General features: G+C 63.9%; 1 protein-coding gene. It reads left to right on the forward strand.

Annotated features, from left to right (window positions below; genetic code table 11):
• The first annotated feature begins 47 nt into the window (after window positions 1-47).
• On the forward strand, window positions 48-20,732 hold the full coding sequence (locus KSS96_RS12870; protein ID WP_217856391.1) for a non-ribosomal peptide synthase/polyketide synthase: 20,685 nt from the start codon (window positions 48-50) through the stop codon (window positions 20,730-20,732).
• Window positions 20,733-20,750 lie beyond the last annotated feature (18 nt).

Below are 20,750 nucleotides of genomic sequence, written 5' to 3' on the forward strand. Positions count from 1 at the left end.
AGTCGGTGGGAGCGCTTTCTGCGAAGGAAAGGAAGGCGCTGGCCGTCTTGCTCAAGCAAAAAGGAATTAACCTGTTCGGTGTTGCGCCTATCTTCAAGCGTGACGCCGACGAGCCTCTATTGCTTTCATACGCCCAGCAGCGCCAATGGTTCCTGTGGCAACTGGAACCTGACAGCGCGGCCTACAACCTGTCCAAGGCGCTGCGCCTGACGGGTAGCTTGAATCTTGACGCCTTGAATAACAGCCTGGCGGGACTGATGGCTTGCCATGAAAGCCTGCGCACCACGTTTGTCCAGGGCGCAGACCGTGTGCTGCAGTGCATTGCCGCGACAGGCGGCGCATCGCTGGTGGCCGAGGCCCATGAAGCCCGATGGGCGGCCGAAGGTGAGGCCGGCTTGCAGGCCGTGGTAGAAGCCGAGATCGCCCAGCCGTTCGATCTGGCAACGGGGCCGCTGATTCGGGCTCGTCTGCTTCGGCTTGCCGAGGACCAGCATGTGCTGGTTCTGACCTTGCACCACAGCATCTGTGACGGTGCTTCCTTGCAGGTCATGGTCAATGAGTTGGTGCAGCTGTACGCAGCCTTCAGCCAGGGGCACCCGGCACAACTGCCGGCGCTGCCGGTACAATATGCCGACTATGCACTGTGGCAGCGGCATTGGATGGAGGCGGGGGAGCGCGAGCGTCAATTGGGCTACTGGCAGGCCCAGTTGGCCGGCGAGCAGCCGGTACTTGAGCTGCCCACCGACCATGCGCGCCCAGCGGTGCAGAGCTTTGCCGGCGCCTCGGTCAACGTTGAGCTGGGCGCTCAGCGCCTGGAAGCGCTCAAGCGTCTGAGCCAGCGTGAGAACGTCACCACGTTCGTGGTATTGCTTGTCTCGTTCCAACTGCTGCTGCACCGCTACAGTGGCCAGGCGGATATCCGCGTCGGTGTGCCTATCGCCAACCGCAGTCGCAGTGAAACCGAGCGGCTGATCGGCTTTTTGGTCAATACCCAAGTGCTGCGCACTGAAGTGGATAGCCGCACCAGTGTTCGCGGTCTGCTGCAACAGGTGCGCAAAACCGCATTGGATGCGCAGGCGCATCAGGACTTGCCTTTTGAGCAGTTGGTTGAGGTGCTGCAACCCGAGCGTAGCCTGAGCCGTAACCCGCTGTTCCAAGTCATGTTCAACCACCAGGCCGAAGACCGGCAGGCTACGTCCATGCAACTGCCCGATTTGCAGGTGCAGGGGCTGGAGTGGGAAAGTCACTCGGCGCAGTTTGACCTGACGCTCAATACCGTTGAGCACGGCACTGGGGTTTCGGCAGGCTTTACCTATGCCTCGGACCTGTTCGACGCCTCGACCATCGAGCGCATGGCCGGCCATTGGCTCGCACTGCTCGACGCGATGCTGGCCGCGCCAGAACAGCCGGTTGAAACGTTGTCGATGCTGGCCGCCAGCGAACGCAGCACCTTGCTCGACGGCTGGAACGCCACCGCCACCGACTTCCCATTGCAGCACACCGTGCAGCAACTGATCGAAGCCCAGGTGCGGCACACCCCGGACGCGCCGGCGCTGGCGTTCGGTGAAGAGCGCCTGAGCTATCGCCAGCTCAACGAGCGTGCCAACCGACTGGCGCATTACCTGATCGCGCAAGGCGTTGGCCCGGACGTGCTGGTGGGCGTGGCGGCCGAGCGCTCCATTGAAATGGTCGTGGCGCTGGTGGCCATCCTCAAGGCCGGCGGCGCCTACGTGCCGCTGGACCCGGATTACCCGCAGGATCGCCTGAGCTACATGTTCGAAGACAGCGGCATTCAGTTGCTGCTGACCCAGGAGGCGTTGTTGCAGCGCCTGCCGATCCCGGTGTCGATCCGCAGCGTGGCGTTGGATCAACCGGGCGACTGGCTGGCGGCTTACAGCACCGTCAACCCAGGTATCACCCTGACCGGCGAAAACCTCGCCTACGTGATCTACACCTCCGGCTCCACCGGCAAGCCCAAGGGCGCGGGCAACCGCCACGTGGCGCTGACCAACCGCCTGTGCTGGATGCAAGGCGCCTACGGCCTGGACGCCAGCGACACGGTGGTGCAGAAAACCCCGTTCAGCTTCGACGTGTCGGTGTGGGAGTTCTTCTGGCCGCTGATGACCGGCGCGCGCCTGGTCGTGGCGGCGCCGGGTGATCACCGTGACCCGGCCAAGCTGGTCGAGTTGATCAACCGCGAACAGGTGAGCACTTTGCACTTTGTGCCGTCGATGTTGCAGGCGTTTTTGCAGGACGACGCCGTCAGCAGCTGCACCGGCCTCAAGCGCATCGTGTGCAGCGGTGAAGCGCTGGCGGTGGATATCCAGCAGCAGGTCTTCGCCAAGTTGCCGAACGCGGGGCTGTACAACCTGTACGGCCCGACCGAAGCGGCCATCGACGTGACCCACTGGACCTGCATGGACGAAGGCCGTGACAGCGTGCCGATCGGCCAGCCGATTGCCAACCTGGCCACATATATCCTCGACAGCAGCCTGGAGCCGCTGCCGGCGGGCGTGACCGGCGAGCTGTACCTGGCGGGCGTCGGCCTGGCGCGGGGTTACCACCAGCGCCCAAGCCTGACCGCCGAACGCTTTGTCGCCAGCCCGTTCGTGGCCGGTGAGCGGCTGTACCGCACCGGCGATTTGGCGCGTTACCGCGCTGATGGGGTGATCGAATACGCCGGGCGTATCGACCACCAGGTGAAGATCCGCGGCCTGCGTATTGAACTGGGCGAAATCGAGGCCCGCCTACTGGAGCATGCCGCCGTGCGTGAAGCGGTGGTGGTGGCTCGCGATGGCAAGCAACTGGTGGCTTACGTCGTTTTGGAGCCGGCGGCGGACGCCGATTGGCAGGCGCAGCTGAGCGCTCACCTGCACAGCGGCTTGCCGGATTACATGGTGCCCGCGCAATGGATGGCATTGGCGCAACTGCCGCTGTCGGCCAACGGCAAGTTGGACCGCAAGGCGTTGCCGGTGCCGGACGCCAGCCTGCAACAAGCGGTCTACATCGCGCCTGAAACCGATCTGGAACAGCGCATCGCGGCGATCTGGCAAGAAGTGCTCAAGCGTGAGCAGGTGGGCGTCACTGACAATTTCTTTGCCCTGGGCGGTGACTCCATCGTGTCGATCCAGGTGGTCAGCCGTGCCCGTCAGGCCGGCATCATTCTGACGCCTAAGGATGTCTTCCAGTATCAGACCGTCCAGAGCCTGGCGCGTGTCGCCCAGGTGGGCACGGCGCGGCTGATCGATCAGCAACCGGTCACTGGCGCCACCCCGTTGCTGGCGTTCCAGCAGTGGTTCTTTGCCACGGATATTCCCGCGCGGCATCAGTGGAACCAATCGTTGTTGCTCACGTGTGCCCAGACCATCGACCCCTTGCGCCTGGAGCAGGCCTTGCAGGCGCTGCTGGCGCATCACGACGCGCTGCGTCTTACCTTCACGCCGCAGGGCCAGGCCAGCCATGCTCGCGTCGAACCCGGCCAGGCATTGCTGTGGCAAGCCCAGGCAGATGATGACGTGCAACTGCAGGCCCGTTGCAATGAGGCCCAGCAGTCGCTGAACCTGCAAGACGGCCCGCTGTTGCGCGCGCTGCTGGTGCAAATGGTCGATGGCAGCCAGCGTCTGCTGCTGGTGATCCATCATCTGGTCGTCGACGGCGTGTCCTGGCGAATCTTGCTGGAGGACCTGCAAAGTGCCTACGCACAACTGGCCTCGGTGCGCCGGGTAAAATTGGCGCCCAAAACCAGTGCCTTCAAAGCCTGGGCCGAGCAGATGACGCAACACGCCATCAGTGAGGGCGTGCAAGGGCAATTGAACTATTGGTTGCAGACACTGGGTGATGACGCGGGCGATCTGCCCTGCGACAACCACCAGGGCGGCCTGCAGAATCGTCACGCCGCTACCGTGCAGACGCGCTTGGGTGCCGACCTGACCCGGCGACTGCTGCAAGACGCTCCAGCGGCCTATCGCACACAGGTCAACGACCTGTTGCTGACTGCGCTGGCGCGGGCGCTCTGCGGCTGGACCGGTGCCGACTCCAGTGTGATCCAGCTGGAGGGCCACGGCCGCGAAGACCTCTTTGAACAGATCGACCTGAGCCGCACGGTAGGTTGGTTCACCAGCCTGTACCCAGTGCGCCTGACACCCGCCGCCGACCTTGAGCAATCGTTGAAAACCGTCAAGGAGCAATTGCGCGCCGTACCGGAAAAAGGCCTGGGCTATGGCCTGCTGCGCTACCTCGGCGGCCCGGCTGAACGGGCTGCCTTGGCTGAGCGGCCGGAGCCGCGCGTAACGTTCAACTATCTTGGGCAATTTGACGGTCAGTTTGATCAGGACGCCATGTTCGTGCCCGCCAGTGAATCCTCGGGCAGTGAACAACATGCTGATGCACCGCTGGGCAACTGGCTGACCGTCAATGGCCAGGTCTATGGCGGGGAGCTGAGTCTTGAGTGGACCTACAGCCGCGAGATGTTCCACGACGCCACGGTGCAACGGCTGGCCGATGCGTATGCCGTTGAGCTGGCCGCTCTGGTCAGCCATTGCTGCGACCTTGGACACAGCGGAGTAACCCCTTCGGACTTCCCGTTGGCCGGCCTGTCCCAGATGCAGTTGGATGCGCTGCCTTACTCGCTGCGCACGATCGAGGATATCTACCCGTTGTCGCCCATGCAGCAGGGCATGTTGTTCCACAGCCTGTATGAGCAGGAAGGAGTGGACTACATCAACCAGCTGCGCGTGGACGTGGATGACCTCGACAGCGATCGTTTCGAGGCCGCGTGGCAAGCTACCCTGGCGGCGCATGAGAGCTTGCGCAGTGCCTTCCTCTGGCAAGGCGTATTCGAACAGCCGGTGCAGGTGATCACGCGTCAGGTCCAGGTGCCGCTGGAGTTGCTCGACTGGCAGGGCCGTGACGACCTTGCCACGGCACTCGACGCCGCCGCCGAGGCCCAGCGCAACAGTGGTTTTGTACTCGATCGTGCGCCATTGCTGCGCCTGTGTCTGATCCGCACGGCTCAAGCCCGACATCATCTGATCTTCACCAATCACCACATCCTGCTCGACGGCTGGAGTAACGCGCAGCTGTTCGGCGAGGTGTTGCAACGCTATGCGGGGCTCCCCGTGGCTCAGTCGGCGGGGCGTTACCGTGACTACATCGCCTGGCTCCAGGCGCGCGATAACGCCGCCAGCGAACAATTCTGGACGGCGCAACTGGCCGCACTGGACGCGCCGACCCGGCTGGCCGACAGCGTGTCGGGAGGGGTGGCCGGCGTGACTGGGCATGGCGAACTGATACATCTGCTGGATGGCGCCGCCACTCAACGCCTCAACGCTTTTGCCAGGGAACAGAAAGTCACCTTGAACACGCTGGTGCAAAGCGCCTGGCTACTGCTGCTGCAGCGCTATACCGGCCAGGCCACGGTCGCCTTCGGTGCGACGGTGTCGGGCCGACCGTCGGCCTTGCAGGGGATCGAACAGCAAATCGGTTTGTTCATCAATACGTTGCCGGTGATTGCCGGCAGCCAGGCGCAGCAGACCGTGGCTCAATGGCTGCAAACGGTTCAGGCACTGAACCTGAGCCTGCGTGAGCACGAGCACACGCCGCTGTTTGATATCCAGCGCTGGGCCGGGCAGGGCGGTGAAGCCTTGTTCGACAGCATTCTGGTGTTTGAAAACTACCCCTTGTCGCAAGCCTTGCAACAAGGGCAAGGCAGCGGCCCACGCTTCGGTGAAGTGTCGACGCTGGAGCAAACCAGTTACCCGCTGACAGTGGGCATCAACCTCGGCGAGACGTTGTCGCTGCACTACGGCTACGCCTTGCGCAGTTTCTGTGAACCGGTGATTGCCCGCCTGAATGCGCAGTTGCTACACCTTCTTGAGCAGTTCAGCCAATCGCCTCAGCGGCCGACCGGTGCACTGGACCTGCTGACCGCCGACGAATGGGCGCAGCTGCGTGCCGGCAATAGCCCTCAGCCATACGCCGTGCAGCCTTATGTGCATGAGCGCATCGCCATGCAGGCGCCTGGCAGCGTTGCGCTGATTGTCGACGGCCAACCGGTCACCTACGCGCAATTGGACCGCCGCGCCAACCGCCTGGCTCATGCGCTGATTGCCGAAGGGGTCGGCCCGGAAGTTCGCGTCGCCGTGGCCATGCCGCGTGGCGAGCAACTGATGGTGGCACTGCTTGCTGTGCTCAAGGCGGGCGGCGCCTATGTGCCGCTGGATGCGAGCTATCCGCAGGAGCGCTTGGCCTACTTGATGCAGGACTCCGGTGTCGCCTTGTTGTTGACGGACTCGCGCCTGGCTGAGCGATTGCCGAAGATTCCAGGCTTGCACACGCTTGAGCTGGATCGCCTGGACCTGCGCGACGGGCCCGAAACCGCGCCGCAGCTCGACCTGCACCCGGATAACCTGGCCTACGTCATCTACACCTCGGGCTCCACGGGGCAGCCCAAGGGGGTCAGCGTCGCCCACGGCCCGTTGTCCATGCACTGCCAGGCGATCGGCGAACGGTACGCCATGACTGCAACGGACTGCGAATTGCACTTCATGTCGTTTGCCTTCGACGGCGCGCATGAGCGTTGGCTGACCACACTGACCCACGGCGGTCGTCTGCTGATGCGTGACGACAGCCTGTGGACGCCGGAGCAGACCTACGCCGCCATGCACGAGTACGGGGTGACCGTCGCCGCATTCCCGCCGGTGTACCTGCAACAATTGGCCGAGCACGCCGAACGCGATGGCAACCCGCCGCCCGTGCGCATCTACTGTTTCGGCGGCGACGCGGTACCCCAGGCCAGCTTCGAACTGGCCCGGCGCGCTTTGCGTCCCGAACACATCATTAATGGTTACGGGCCTACCGAAACGGTGGTCACGCCGCTGATCTGGAAAGCCGGCCCCGACCTTGAATGTGGCGCGGCGTACGCGCCGATCGGCAGCCGCATAGGTGACCGCAGCACGTACGTGCTGGACGATCAGCTCAACCCATTGTCCCAAGGGCTCAGTGGCGAGTTGTACCTGGGCGGCACGGGCCTGGCGCGCGGCTATCTCAATCGGCCGGCGATGACCGCCGAACGCTTTGTGCCGGATCCTTTCGGTGTTCCCGGTGCGCGGCTGTATCGTTCCGGCGACCTCGTGCGCCAGCGGGAAGACGGCACCACCGATTACATCGGGCGCATTGACAACCAAGTGAAAATCCGTGGTTTCAGGGTTGAACTCGGCGAAATCGAAGCACGCCTGCAGGGGCAGCCTCACGTGCGTGAGGCGGTGGTGGTCGCCCAGCCAGGCTTGAGCGGGCAGCAACTGATTGCCTACGTGGTGCCGGCCGATGCGGCGCAACTGCAGGATGCTCGCCTGCCAGGCTTGATCAAGATGCAGCTCAAGGAGGTGCTGCCCGGCTATATGGTGCCGGCGCATGTGCTCGTGCTCAGCGCCTTTCCCTTGACCCCCAATGGCAAACTCGATCGCAAGGCATTGCCCAAGCCGCAGGCCGGCGTGTCTGCGCTCGACTATGAGGCCCCGCGCAGCGAGCTTGAACAACGAATTGCCACCCTCTGGGAGGAAGTGCTGCGCTTGGACCAGGTGGGGCTGAACGACAACTTCTTCGAGTTGGGCGGTGACTCGATCATCTCTATTCAAGTCGTCAGCCGCGCCCGCGTGGCCGGTATTCATTTCACGCCCAAGGACCTGTTCCAGCACCAGACGGTGAAAAGCCTTGCGGCGGTGGCTCGCACCGACGGCAAGCGGGTTGTGATCGATCAAGCGCCGGTCAGTGGTGACGCGCCGCTGTTGCCGGTCCAACAGGTGTTTTTCGACCAGGCTGTTCCCGAGCGCGATCACTGGAACCAGTCAGTGTTGCTCAAGCCTTACGCACCGTTGGACGCGGCTTACCTGGAGCAGGCCTTGCAGGCGTTGGTGGTGCAGCACGACGCATTGCGCATGGCGTTCACCTCGCAAGCGGCTGCCCGGTACCTGCTGCCGACTCAGTTACAGGCCGCGCCGCTGCTGTGGCAAGCCCAGGTCGCAGATGCCGAAGCCTTGCTGGACCTGTGTGAGCAGGCCCAGCGCTCGTTGGACCTGGCGCGTGGGAGCGTGGCCCGTGCGGTGCTGGCGACGCTTGCCGACGGCTCCCAGCGACTGTTGCTGGTGATCCACCACTTGGTGGTGGACGGTGTCTCCTGGCGTATTTTGCTTGAAGACTTGCAGAGCGTTTACCGGCAGTTGGTCGCCGGCGGCACGGCGCAACTGCCAGCCAAGACCAGCGCGTTCAAAACCTGGGCCGAGCGCTTGCAGGCGCATGCCAGTGGCCCTGCCTTGCTGGCCGAGCTGCCGTTCTGGCAGGCGCAGCTGGACGGTGCCCCTGCACATTTACCGCGTCAGCGTGCCGATGGCAGCCTGCAAAGCCGTTACGCCCACACCGTAGAAAGTCGCCTGGACAGCCTGCAGACGCGACAGCTGTTGCAAGTGGCGCCCGCGGCCTACCGGACTCAGGTCAACGACATGCTGTTGACGGCGCTTGCGCGAGTGATTTGCCGCTGGACGGGGCAGGCTTCCACGCTGGTTCAAATGGAGGGTCATGGCCGTGAAGAGGTATTTGACGACCTGGACCTGACACGTACCGTGGGTTGGTTCACCAGCCTGTTCCCGGTCAAGCTTTCGCCGGCCTCGACCCTGGCTGATTCGATCAAAGGCATCAAGGAGCAACTGCGCGCGATTCCCCAAAAAGGGATTGGGTTCGGCGCGCTTCGTTACCTGGGCGACGAAGAGGTGCAGCAGGCCTTGCGGGCATTGCCGACACCGCGCATCACCTTCAACTACCTGGGCCAGTTCGATGGCAGCTTCGACGAGGCCGAGGGCGCGCTGTTTGCGCCATCCGGCGAACAGGCGGGCGCCGAACACAGCCTGGAGGCTCCACTGGGCAACTGGCTGACGCTCAATGGCCAGGTGTACGCCGGGGAACTGAGTGTGGACTGGCGCTTCAGTTCGCAGATGTTTGATCCCGCGTGCATTCAACGCCTGGCCATTGATTTCCAGGAGGAACTTGTTGGCCTGATCGAACACTGCGCCCACCACCAAGGGGTGACGCCATCGGACTTCCCGCTGGCACGCTTGAACCAGGCTCAGTTGGATGCGCTGCCGATCGCGGTGGCGCGTATCGAGGACGTCTACCCACTGTCGCCGATGCAGCAGGGCATGCTGTTCCATACGTTGTATGAGCCCGATAGCGTGGACTACATCAATCAGATGCGTCTGGATGTCGACGGCCTTGATCCGCAGCGTTTGCGCCAGGCCTGGCAGGCGGCGCTGGATGCGCATGACAGCCTGCGCAGCGGTTTCGTCTGGCAGGGCGAGCTGGAGCAGCCGGTTCAGGTGGTATTCAAGCAGGTCGATCTGCCTTACGCACTGCACGATTGGCAAGGCCGCCAGACGCTGCAAAGCGACCTCGATGAACTGGCCGCCAGCCAGCGCGAGCAGGGGTTTGAACTCACGCAGGCGCCGTTGCTCAACCTGCAATTGGTACGTACGGGCACTGCACGGCACCACTTGATCTTCACCAGCCATCACCTGCTGATGGACGGCTGGAGCAGCTCCCAGTTGCTCGGCGAAGTGTTGCAACGCTACAGCGGCCAGGCGCCTGCAGGCGCACCCGGGCGCTACCGCGATTACATCGGCTGGCTGCAAGCCCAGGACGCTGATGTCAGCCAAGGGTATTGGCGCGAACAACTGGCCTTGCTTGATGAGCCCACGCGCCTGGCGCAGGCGCTGGCTTACAACCCGCACGCGGGTGTATCCGCCAGCGGTTATGGCGATCACTTCCTGACCCTGGATCGCGCGCAAACCCGGCACCTCGGTGATTTCGCGCGGGCCAGCAAGGTCACGCTCAATACGTTGGTGCAAGCGGCGTGGCTGCTGCTGTTGCAGCGCTACAGTGGCCAGGCGTCGGTAGCCTTCGGCGCGACGGTGTCGGGGCGCCCGGCACAACTCAAAGGCGTCGAGCAGCAAATCGGCCTGTTTATCAACACATTGCCGGTCATTGCTCGCCCATCCGCTGAGCAAAGTGTTGCGCAATGGCTGCAAGGGGTGCAGGCACAGAACAGTGCGTTGCGTGAGCATGAACACACGCCGCTGTTTGATATCCAGCGCTGGGCCGGGCAGGGCGGTGAAGCCTTGTTCGACAACATTCTGGTGTTCGAAAACTACCCGGTCTCCGAAGCGTTGCAGCACAGCGAGCCTGCCGAGCTGAGCTTTGGAGCGGTACACAGCCATGAACGCACCAACTACCCGCTGACGTTGCTGGTTAACGTGGGCGAGCAACTGGCATTCCAGTTCAGCTACATGGAATCGAAGTTCAATGCTTGCGCCGTTGCCGGGTTGGCGGCTTGCCTGGAGACGCTGTTGGCCCGGCTTGCCGAGTCTGCCGAGCGTGCCTTGGGTGAGGTCGATATGCTGCCGGCCAGCGAACGCAGCACCTTGCTCGACGGCTGGAACGCCACCGCCACCGACTTCCCATTGCAGCACACCGTGCAGCAACTGATCGAAGCCCAGGTGCGGCACACCCCGGACGCGCCGGCGCTGGCGTTCGGTGAAGAGCGCCTGAGCTATCGCCAGCTCAACGAGCGCGCCAACCGACTGGCGCATTACCTGATCGCGCAAGGCGTTGGCCCGGACGTGCTGGTGGGCGTGGCGGCCGAGCGCTCCATCGAAATGGTTGTGGCGCTGGTGGCCATCCTCAAGGCCGGCGGCGCCTACGTGCCGCTGGACCCGGACTATCCGCAGGATCGCCTGAGCTACATGTTCGAAGACAGCGGCATTCAGTTGCTGCTGACCCAGGAGGCGTTGTTGCAGCGCCTGCCGATCCCGGTGTCGATCCGCAGCGTGGCGTTGGATCAACCGGGCGACTGGCTGGCGGCTTACAACACGTCCAATCCGTGCGTGGCCCTGACCGGCGAAAACCTTGCCTACGTGATCTACACCTCCGGCTCCACCGGCAAGCCCAAGGGCGCGGGCAACCGCCACGTGGCGCTGACCAACCGCCTGTGCTGGATGCAAGGCGCCTACGGCCTGGACGCCAGCGACACGGTGGTGCAGAAAACCCCGTTCAGCTTCGACGTGTCGGTGTGGGAGTTCTTCTGGCCGCTGATGACCGGCGCGCGCCTGGTCGTGGCGGCGCCGGGTGATCACCGTGACCCGGCCAAGCTGGTCGAGTTGATCAACCGCGAACAGGTGAGCACTTTGCACTTTGTGCCGTCGATGTTGCAGGCGTTTTTGCAGGACGACGCCGTCAGCAGCTGCACCGGCCTCAAGCGCATCGTGTGCAGCGGTGAAGCGCTGGCGGTGGATATCCAGCAGCAGGTCTTCGCCAAGTTGCCGAACGCGGGGCTGTACAACCTGTACGGCCCGACCGAAGCGGCCATCGACGTGACCCACTGGACCTGCATGGACGAAGGCCGTGACAGCGTGCCGATCGGCCAGCCGATTGCCAACCTGGCCACATATATCCTCGACAGCAGCCTGGAGCCGCTGCCGGCGGGCGTGACCGGCGAGCTGTACCTGGCGGGCATCGGCCTGGCGCGGGGTTACCACCAGCGCCCAAGCCTGACCGCCGAACGCTTTGTCGCCAGCCCGTTCGTGGCCGGTGAGCGGCTGTACCGCACCGGCGATTTGGCGCGTTACCGCGCTGATGGGGTGATCGAATACGCCGGGCGTATCGACCACCAGGTGAAGATCCGCGGCCTGCGTATTGAACTGGGCGAAATCGAGGCCCGCCTGCTGGAACATGCCGCCGTGCGTGAAGCGGTGGTGGTGGCTCGCGATGGCAAGCAGCTGGTGGGTTATGTGGTGCCCACCGAGGCCGGTTTTGGCGGCGTTGATCATGCGGTGCAACTCAAAGCCCACTTGCTGCGAACACTGCCCGAGTACATGGTGCCGGCGTCGATCCTGTTGCTGGCCCAGATGCCGTTGAGCCCCAATGGCAAGCTGGCGCGCAACCTGTTGCCGGCCCCCGAAACGGCCCAGGCACAGGCGTATGTGGCACCGGTGAATGCGGTCGAGGTGACGCTGGCGGGTATCTGGCAAACGGTGCTGGGCCTTGAGCAAGTGGGCGTCACCGACAACTTCTTCGCCCTGGGCGGCGATTCCATTGTGTCGATCCAGGTGGTCAGCCGGGCGCGTCAGGCCGGTATTCGTTTCACGCCCAAAGACCTGTTCCAGCATCAGACGGTACAAAGCCTGGCGTTGGTGGCCAAGACCGGTGCCGAAGCGCTGGTAATTGATCAATCCCCGCTGACGGGCGCGGCAGTGTTGTTGCCCATGCAGCAGCACTTTTTTGAAGAAGTGAGTACCGAGCGTCATCACTGGAACCAATCGGTATTGCTCAAGCCACGCCATGCCCTCGACGCAGCGAGCCTTGCGCGCGCACTGGACGCGGTCTGCACCCATCATGACGCGTTGCGCCTGCGGTTTACCGAGCAGGAGGGCGCCTGGACGGCCCACTTCAGCGACGTGCAAGCGCAGTATTCGCTGCTGTCGCAGGTCAACCTTGACCGGCCGCAAGACCTTGCCGCAGCAGGCCTTGAAGCCCAACGCAGCCTGAACCTGCAAGACGGGCCATTGCTACGTGCCTTGCTGGCGACGCTGGCGGACGGCAGCCAGCGCCTGTTGCTGATCATTCATCACTTGGTCGTCGACGGCGTGTCCTGGCGTGTATTGCTGGAGGATCTGCAAAGCGCCTACGCACAGGTTCCGTCCGCCCAGGCCATACGCCTGCCGGCCAAGACCAGTGCGGTCCAGCAATGGGCCACGCGTTTGCAGGGCTATGCCCGCAGCACCGGCGTGCAAGCCGAGTTGCCGTTCTGGCAGGCCCAGTTGCACGGCACCGCGCAGTTGCCGTGCGACTTCCAGGGCGGCGAGCGCTTGAATCGGCATGCGGTGACGATCCAGACGCAATTGGATGTGACCACCACACGGCAATTACTGCAACAGGCGCCGGCCGCTTACCGTACCCAGGTCAACGACCTGCTATTGACGGCCCTGGCACGCGTGATCGCTCGCTGGACGGGTGATCACGCCACGGGCATCGCCCTCGAAGGGCATGGCCGTGAAGAGGTGTTCGACGACTTGGACCTGACCCGCACCGTGGGTTGGTTCACCAGCCTGTTCCCGGTGCGCTTGCAGGTGGCGGACGACCTCGGCGCGTCGATCAAGGCGGTCAAGGAGCAATTGCGCGCTATCCCGCACAAAGGCCTCGGTTTTGGTGCGTTGCGCTACCTCGGTGACGAAGCGAGCCAGGCCGCGCTGCGTGGCCTGCCGATGCCGCGCATCACGTTCAATTACCTGGGGCAGTTCGATAACCAGTTCGATGACCAGGCCTTGTTCGTGCCGGCGGGCGAGTCGGCCGGTGCCGAGCAAAGCCTGGACGCCGAGCTGGCCAACTGGTTGACGCTCAACAGCCAGGTGTATGGCGGCGAGTTGAGCCTGAGCTGGACCTTCAGCCACAGGATGTTTGCACCGCAGACCATTCAGGCCCTGGCGGACGACTATGTGCGCGAACTGAGTGCACTGGTCGCCCATTGTTGTGATGACGCCCACAGCGCGGTCACACCGTCGGATTTCCCGCTGGCGCACCTCACCCAGGCACAACTGGACAGCTTGCCATGGGCGGCCCGCGCGGTTGCCGATATCTACCCGTTGTCGCCGATGCAGCACGGTATGTTGTTCCACAGCCTGTACGAGCAGGAAAGCGGCGCGTATATCAACCAGTTGCGTGTCGATGTCGACGGTTTGCAGGTCGAGCGTTTCCGCGCGGCCTGGCAGGCGGCGATTGATGAACATGACATCCTGCGCAGTGGCTTCCTCTGGCAGGGCGCGTTCGAGCGGCCGGTGCAAGTGGTGCACAAGCACGTGGTGGTGCCGTTGAGTCTTCATGACTGGCAACAGCACAGCGCGCTTGCAACGGCGCTGGATGACCTCGCCGAGCAAGAGCGCGTTCAGCCGTTCGATCTGCAACAGCCCGCACTGTTGCGCCTGACCGTGGTACGTACGGCGACCGATCGTTATCACCTGATCTACACCAATCACCACATCCTGCTGGACGGCTGGAGCAATGCGCAGTTGTTCGGTGAGGTGCTGCAACGCTACAGCGGTGCGCCGGTGGCGCCGCTTGCCGGGCGCTATCACGACTACATCGCCTGGCTGCAACGCCAGGATCGGGCTGTCAGTGAAGCGTTCTGGAAGCAGCAGTTGGCCCAGTTGAGTGAACCGACGCGCCTGGCCCATAGCATCAGCCAGGGTAGCGAGGCGCTGGCCGGCGGGCACGCCGAGCATGTGCGTGTGTTGGATCGCGGTTTTACCCAGCGCCTGGGCGAGTTCGCCCGTCAGCAGAAAGTCACCCTCAACACCCTGGTGCAGAGCGCGTGGCTGTTGCTGTTGCAACGCTACACCGGCCACGACACGGTTGCCTTCGGCGCGACAGTGTCGGGGCGCCCGGCTGAACTGGTTGGGGTTGAACAGCAGATAGGCCTGTTCATCAACACCTTGCCGGTGGTGGCCCGCCCACAACCGGAACAGCGACTGACCGATTGGCTGGCGCAATTGCAAGGCCAGAACGTTGCCCTGCGCGAGCAGGAGCACACGCCGCTGTTCGATATCCAGCGCTGGGCCGGGCAGGGCGGTGAAGCCTTGTTCGACAACATCCTGGTGTTCGAAAACTACCCGGTCTCCGCCGCATTGGAGCAAGGCGCAAGCGGTGGCCTGGGCTTCGGCACCGTGACCAACCACGAGCAGACCAACTACCCGTTGACGGTGCTGGTCAACCTCGGCGAGACCTTGTCATTGCACTTGAGCTATGACTTGGGCAGTTTCCGCACGGCCGCTATCGAGCAGATCGCCGAAGGCCTGTTGAACCTGTTGGGCTGCCTGGAGGGCGAGACGCTGCTGGGGGATATCGACCTGCTGCCGGCCAGCGAACGCAGCACCTTGCTCGACGGCTGGAACGCCACCGCCACCGACTTCCCATTGCAGCACACCGTGCAGCAACTGATCGAAGCCCAGGTGCGGCACACCCCGGACGCGCCGGCGCTGGCGTTCGGTGAAGAGCGCCTGAGCTATCGCCAGCTCAACGAGCGCGCCAACCAACTGGCGCATTACCTGATCGCGCAAGGCGTTGGCCCGGACGTGCTGGTGGGCGTGGCGGCCGAGCGCTCCATCGAAATGGTTGTGGCGCTGGTGGCCATCCTCAAGGCCGGCGGCGCCTACGTGCCGCTGGACCCGGACTACCCACAGGATCGCCTGAGCTACATGTTCGAAGACAGCGGCATTCAGTTGCTGCTGACCCAGGAAGCGTTGTTGCAGCGCCTGCCGATCCCGGTGTCGATCCGCAGCGTGGCGTTGGATCAACCGGGCGACTGGCTGGCGGCTTACAACACGTCCAATCCGTGCGTGGCCCTGACCGGCGAAAACCTTGCCTACGTGATCTACACCTCCGGCTCCACCGGCAAGCCCAAGGGCGCGGGCAACCGCCACGTAGCGCTGACCAACCGCCTGTGCTGGATGCAAGGCGCCTACGGCCTGGACGCCAGCGACACGGTGGTGCAGAAAACCCCGTTCAGCTTCGACGTGTCGGTGTGGGAGTTCTTCTGGCCGCTGATGACCGGCGCGCGCCTGGTCGTGGCGGCGCCGGGTGATCACCGTGACCCGGCCAAGCTGGTCGAGTTGATCAACCGTGAACAGGTGAGCACCTTGCACTTTGTGCCGTCGATGCTGCAGGCGTTTTTGCAGGACGACGCCGTCAGCAGCTGCACCGGCCTCAAGCGCATCGTGTGCAGCGGTGAAGCGCTGGCGGTGGATATCCAGCAGCAGGTCTTCGCCAAGTTGCCGAACGCGGGGCTATACAACCTGTACGGCCCGACCGAAGCGGCCATCGACGTGACCCACTGGACCTGCATGGACGAAGGCCGTGACAGCGTGCCGATCGGCCAGCCGATTGCCAACCTGGCCACATATATCCTCGACAGCAGCCTGGAGCCGCTGCCGGCGGGTGTGACCGGCGAGCTGTACCTGGCGGGCGTCGGCCTGGCGCGGGGTTACCACCAGCGCCCAAGCCTGACCGCCGAACGCTTTGTCGCCAGCCCGTTCGTGGCCGGTGAGCGGCTGTACCGCACCGGCGATTTGGCGCGTTACCGCGCTGATGGGGTGATCGAATACGCCGGGCGTATCGACCACCAGGTGAAGATCCGCGGCCTGCGTATCGAACTGGGCGAAATCGAGGCCCGCCTGCTGGAACATGCCGCCGTGCGTGAAGCGGTGGTGGTGGCTCGCGATGGCAAGCAGCTGGTGGCTTACGTCGTTTTGGAGCCGGCGGCGGACGCCGATTGGCAGGCGCAGCTGAGCGCTCACCTGCACAGCGGCTTGCCGGATTACATGGTGCCCGCGCAATGGATGGCATTGGCGCAACTGCCGCTGTCGGCCAACGGCAAGTTGGACCGCAAGGCGTTGCCGGTGCCCGAGCAGGTGCAAGAGGCGTATGTGGCGCCGCAATCAGCGGTCGAAACAGCCCTGGTGGGTATCTGGCAAGCGGTGCTGGGCCTGGAGCAAGTGGGTGTCACCGACAACTTCTTCGCCTTGGGCGGTGACTCCATCGTGTCGATCCAAGTGGTGAGCCGCGCCCGCGAGTTGGGTTTGGGCCTGAGCCCCAAAGACCTGTTCCAGTTCCCCACCGTGCGCACGTTGGCACTGCGTGTGGTCACTCTGGATGATCGCGACGCGCAATTCATGGCCACTCCAGGCCAAGTGCTGCACGGCCTCAGCGCCGAGCAGCTAGAGGACTTGCCGATCCCGCACGCCCGGGTGCAAAGCCTCTATCCGTTATCGCCGATGCAACAAGGCATGCTGTTCCTGGGCCTGAACGCCCCGGATGCCGAGCTGTATGTGAACCAGTTGTGCCTGCCGGTCACCGGCTTGCAGGTGGAACGGTTCAAGCAGGCGTGGGCGGTGGCGTTCGCGCGTCATCCGATCCTGCGCACAGGCTTCGTCTGGCAAGACCTGGAGCAACCGCTGCAGTTTGTCATGGACCATCTGGAAGTACCGCTGCGCGAACTCGACTGGCGCGGTTGCGCCGACGTTGAGCAGCGCGTGCAAGCGTTGGCCGACAGCGAACGCGTGCAGGGGTTTGACCTGGACCAGCCGCCGCTGCAACGGATCATCCTGGTGCGCCTGGACGACAACAGCCATCAACTGGTGTGGACTTACCACCACATCCTGATCGACGGCTGGAGCATTTCGCAGTTGATCGGCGAGGTCTTGGCCCAATACTCCGGGCAGGCGCTGGCACCGGCCTTGCCGTACGAGCATTACATTGGCTGGCTGCAACGCCAGGATGCCAGGGCCGGCGAACAGTTCTGGCGCCGACAACTGGCCGTACTGGACCAGCCGACCTACCTGGCCGATACCGTCAACGCGGTGCCCGAGGGCAAGGGCCACAAGGCGTTGTACAGCCGCTTCGACGCGGCCGCGACCGATGCGCTCAAACGCTTCGTCCAAAGCCAGCAGGTCACGCTGAACACATTGGTGCAAGCCGCCTGGTTGCTGCTGCTCAGTCGCTACAGCGGTCAGCGCAGTGTCACGTTTGGCGCCACCGTGTCGGGGCGTGCGGCAAGCCTGCCGGGTTCGGAACGTATCCTGGGCCTGTTCATAAACACCTTGCCGGTGATCCAGGAGATCGCGCCCCAGCAAACCGTGGGTGATTGGCTGCGGCAGTTGCAGGCCTATAACCTGGATATGCGCGAGCGCGAATACACGCCTCTGGCGGATATCCAGCGCTGGGCAGGCAAGGCCGGACAGGCGCTGTTCGACAGCATTATCGTGTTCGAGAACCAACCGATCGACCAGGCCCTGCGCGAATGGCAGGACGGCAGCCTGGCGTTCGGCGACGCCGCCAGCGCCGGCCTTACCGACTTCCCGATGGACCTGATGGTGACCCTCGAAGACGGCCTGGTGATCGAATACATGTACTTGCGCGAACACTTCAACGACGCCGCAGTGGAAGGCATTCGCGCCAATATGGAAGGCCTGCTCCTGCGTCTGGCCGAGGATGCCGGGCAAGCCCTGGGCGCCATCGGTCTGCCGCTGGCCACTGCGTCCGGGGCCGGCGTAGCGCCAGCGGCACGCACAGCGGAATGGGTGCATGAGCGCATCGCTCAGTGGGCGACCCTTCAGGGTGATGCCGGCGCAGTGTTGTTTGCCGAGCGGCGCTTGTCCTTCAGCGAGTTGGACCAGCGAGCCAACCGCCTGGCCCAGGCATTGATCGTCGAAGGTGTCGGCCCGGATGTACGGGTCGGCGTGGCCTTGCCGCGCAGCGAGGGCATGATCATCGCGCTGTTGGCGGTGCTCAAGGCCGGTGGCGCTTATGTGCCGCTGGACGCCAGCTACCCCAGCGAACGCCTGGCCTACATGATGCAGGACTCCGGTATTGCACTGTTGTTGACCGAGCAGGCCCTGGCTGCGCAGTTGCCGATACCGGCCAGTGTGCATGTTCTGGCGCTTGATCAGCTGGTGCTTGACGCCTTCCCGGCCATCGCCCCCAAGCTGAGCATTCACGCCGAAAACCTCGCCTATGTGATCTACACCTCAGGTTCCACCGGGCTGCCCAAAGGCGTGGCGGTCAGTCATGGCCCGCTGGCGATGCATTGCCAGGCCATTGGTGAGCGCTATGAGATGAGCCCCGCCGATTGCGAGTTGCACTTCATGTCGTTCGCCTTTGACGGCGCCCACGAGCGTTGGTTGACCACCCTGACGCACGGTGGCCGCTTGTTGATCCGCGATGACAGCCTGTGGACCCCCGAGCAGACCTATGCCGCCATGCACGCCCATGGCGTCACGGTGGCGGCGTTCCCGCCGGTGTACCTGCAACAGTTGGCCGAGCACGCTGAGCGCGACGGCAACCCTCCGCCCGTGCGCATCTATTGCTTTGGCGGGGATGCGGTGGCGCAGGCCAGTTTCGAGTTGGCCCAACGCGCCTTGCGTGCGCAGTTCATCATCAACGGCTATGGCCCGACGGAAACAGTCGTGACGCCGCTGATCTGGAAAGCCGGCCCCGACGCGGTTTGCGGTGCGCCCTATGCACCTATCGGCAGCCGCGTCGGTAACCGCAGTGCCCAGGTATTGGATATGGACCTCAACCCGCTGCCCAATGGCTTGGCCGGCGAGTTGTACCTGGGGGGTGAAGGGCTGGCGCGTGGCTACCTGAACCGGCCGGCAATGACCGCCGAACGGTTTGTGCCTGACCCTTCGCGGCGTGATGGCGCACGCATGTACCGCTCGGGTGACCTGGTGCGGCTGCGTGCGGACGGCACCGCTGACTACCTGGGGCGAATTGATCAGCAGGTGAAAATCCGTGGGTTCCGGATCGAGCTGGGTGAAATCGAGGCGCGCCTCAAAGACAGTGCCCAAGTGCGTGACGCCGTGGTAATCGCCCGCGATACCGGCAGCGGCAAACAGCTGCTGGGGTATGTCATCGCCGCTGACGGCAGCGCCGACGAAGGTCTGGTACAGCGCCTGCGCGAGCAACTGCAAGGCAGTCTGCCGGATTACATGGTGCCCACCCATTTGATCCGTCTGGAACAGTTGCCATTGACGCCAAACGGCAAGCTGGACCGCAAGGCGCTGCCGGAGCCATCCGCCAGTGTGGCGACGGCGGGCTATGTGGCACCGATGAGCGAGGTGCAGAAGGCGCTGGCGGCTATCTGGCAGACCTTGCTAAAGGTTGAGCGTGTTGGGTTGGACGACAACTTCTTCGAACTGGGCGGTGATTCGATCCTCAGCCTGCAGTTGGTCGCACGTTGCCGGACGCTCAAGGGCCAGGGTTTTAGCCTCAAGCTGCGCGACCTGATGCAAAAACCGACGATTGGTGAACTCACCACCGAGGCTGCGGCCACTGAACAGCGTTCCCCGTTATTGGCACTCAGCCCGGCAGTGGCGGGGCGTGCGCCCCTGTTCTGCGTGCATGCCGGCTTTGGCACCGTGTTCGACTATGAACCGCTGGCTCGCGCGTTGGGCGCTGAACGGCAAGTGATCGCCCTCCAGTCGCGGATGCTGCTCGACCCGCTGTGGAAGGATCAATCGCTGCAGGACATGGCCCGCGACTATGTCGGCTATTTGCGCCAACAGCAGCCCCAAGGGCCTTACCACTTGGTGGGTTGGTCGTTGGGGGGCACGCTGGCGGCGTTGATGGTGGCGGAGTTGCAACGCCAGGGGCAGACGGTGGCGCTGCTCGGCTTGCTGGACACTTACGTGCCCGGTGAACCGGCAGCCCAGGCGGATGACTGGCAGGCCGACCTGCGCGAATTTGTCGACGTGACGCGGCATAGCCTGGCACCGCACCTGCAACCGTCCGGCGCGGAAACGCCCGACAACCTGCGCCAGCTGTTTACCGAAGCCTTGACCTGTGAAGGGGGCGATGCACACCGTCCAGGCTTCGGTGCCGAGGAACTGGCCCAGGTGTTCATGGTGGCACGTCACCTCAAGCGCCTCTCGTTGCAACTGGCGGCGTGTGAACACCTGCCGGTGCAACCTGAATGCTGGTGGACCGAGGGTCGTGCCGACGAGGCCGCGCGCCTGGCCGCGCAACTGGGGCAGGCCACCACCGGGCATGTGCTTGGCTGTGGTCACTTCGATGTGCCGCGCGCCGAGTCGGTGTTGCAGGGGCTGGTCAATGCGCTGGCACAGCCTGCCGCGGTCATCTGAACATTATTGGAATAAACG

Source organism: Pseudomonas asgharzadehiana (assembly GCF_019139815.1).
Lineage (GTDB): Bacteria > Pseudomonadota > Gammaproteobacteria > Pseudomonadales > Pseudomonadaceae > Aquipseudomonas > Aquipseudomonas asgharzadehiana.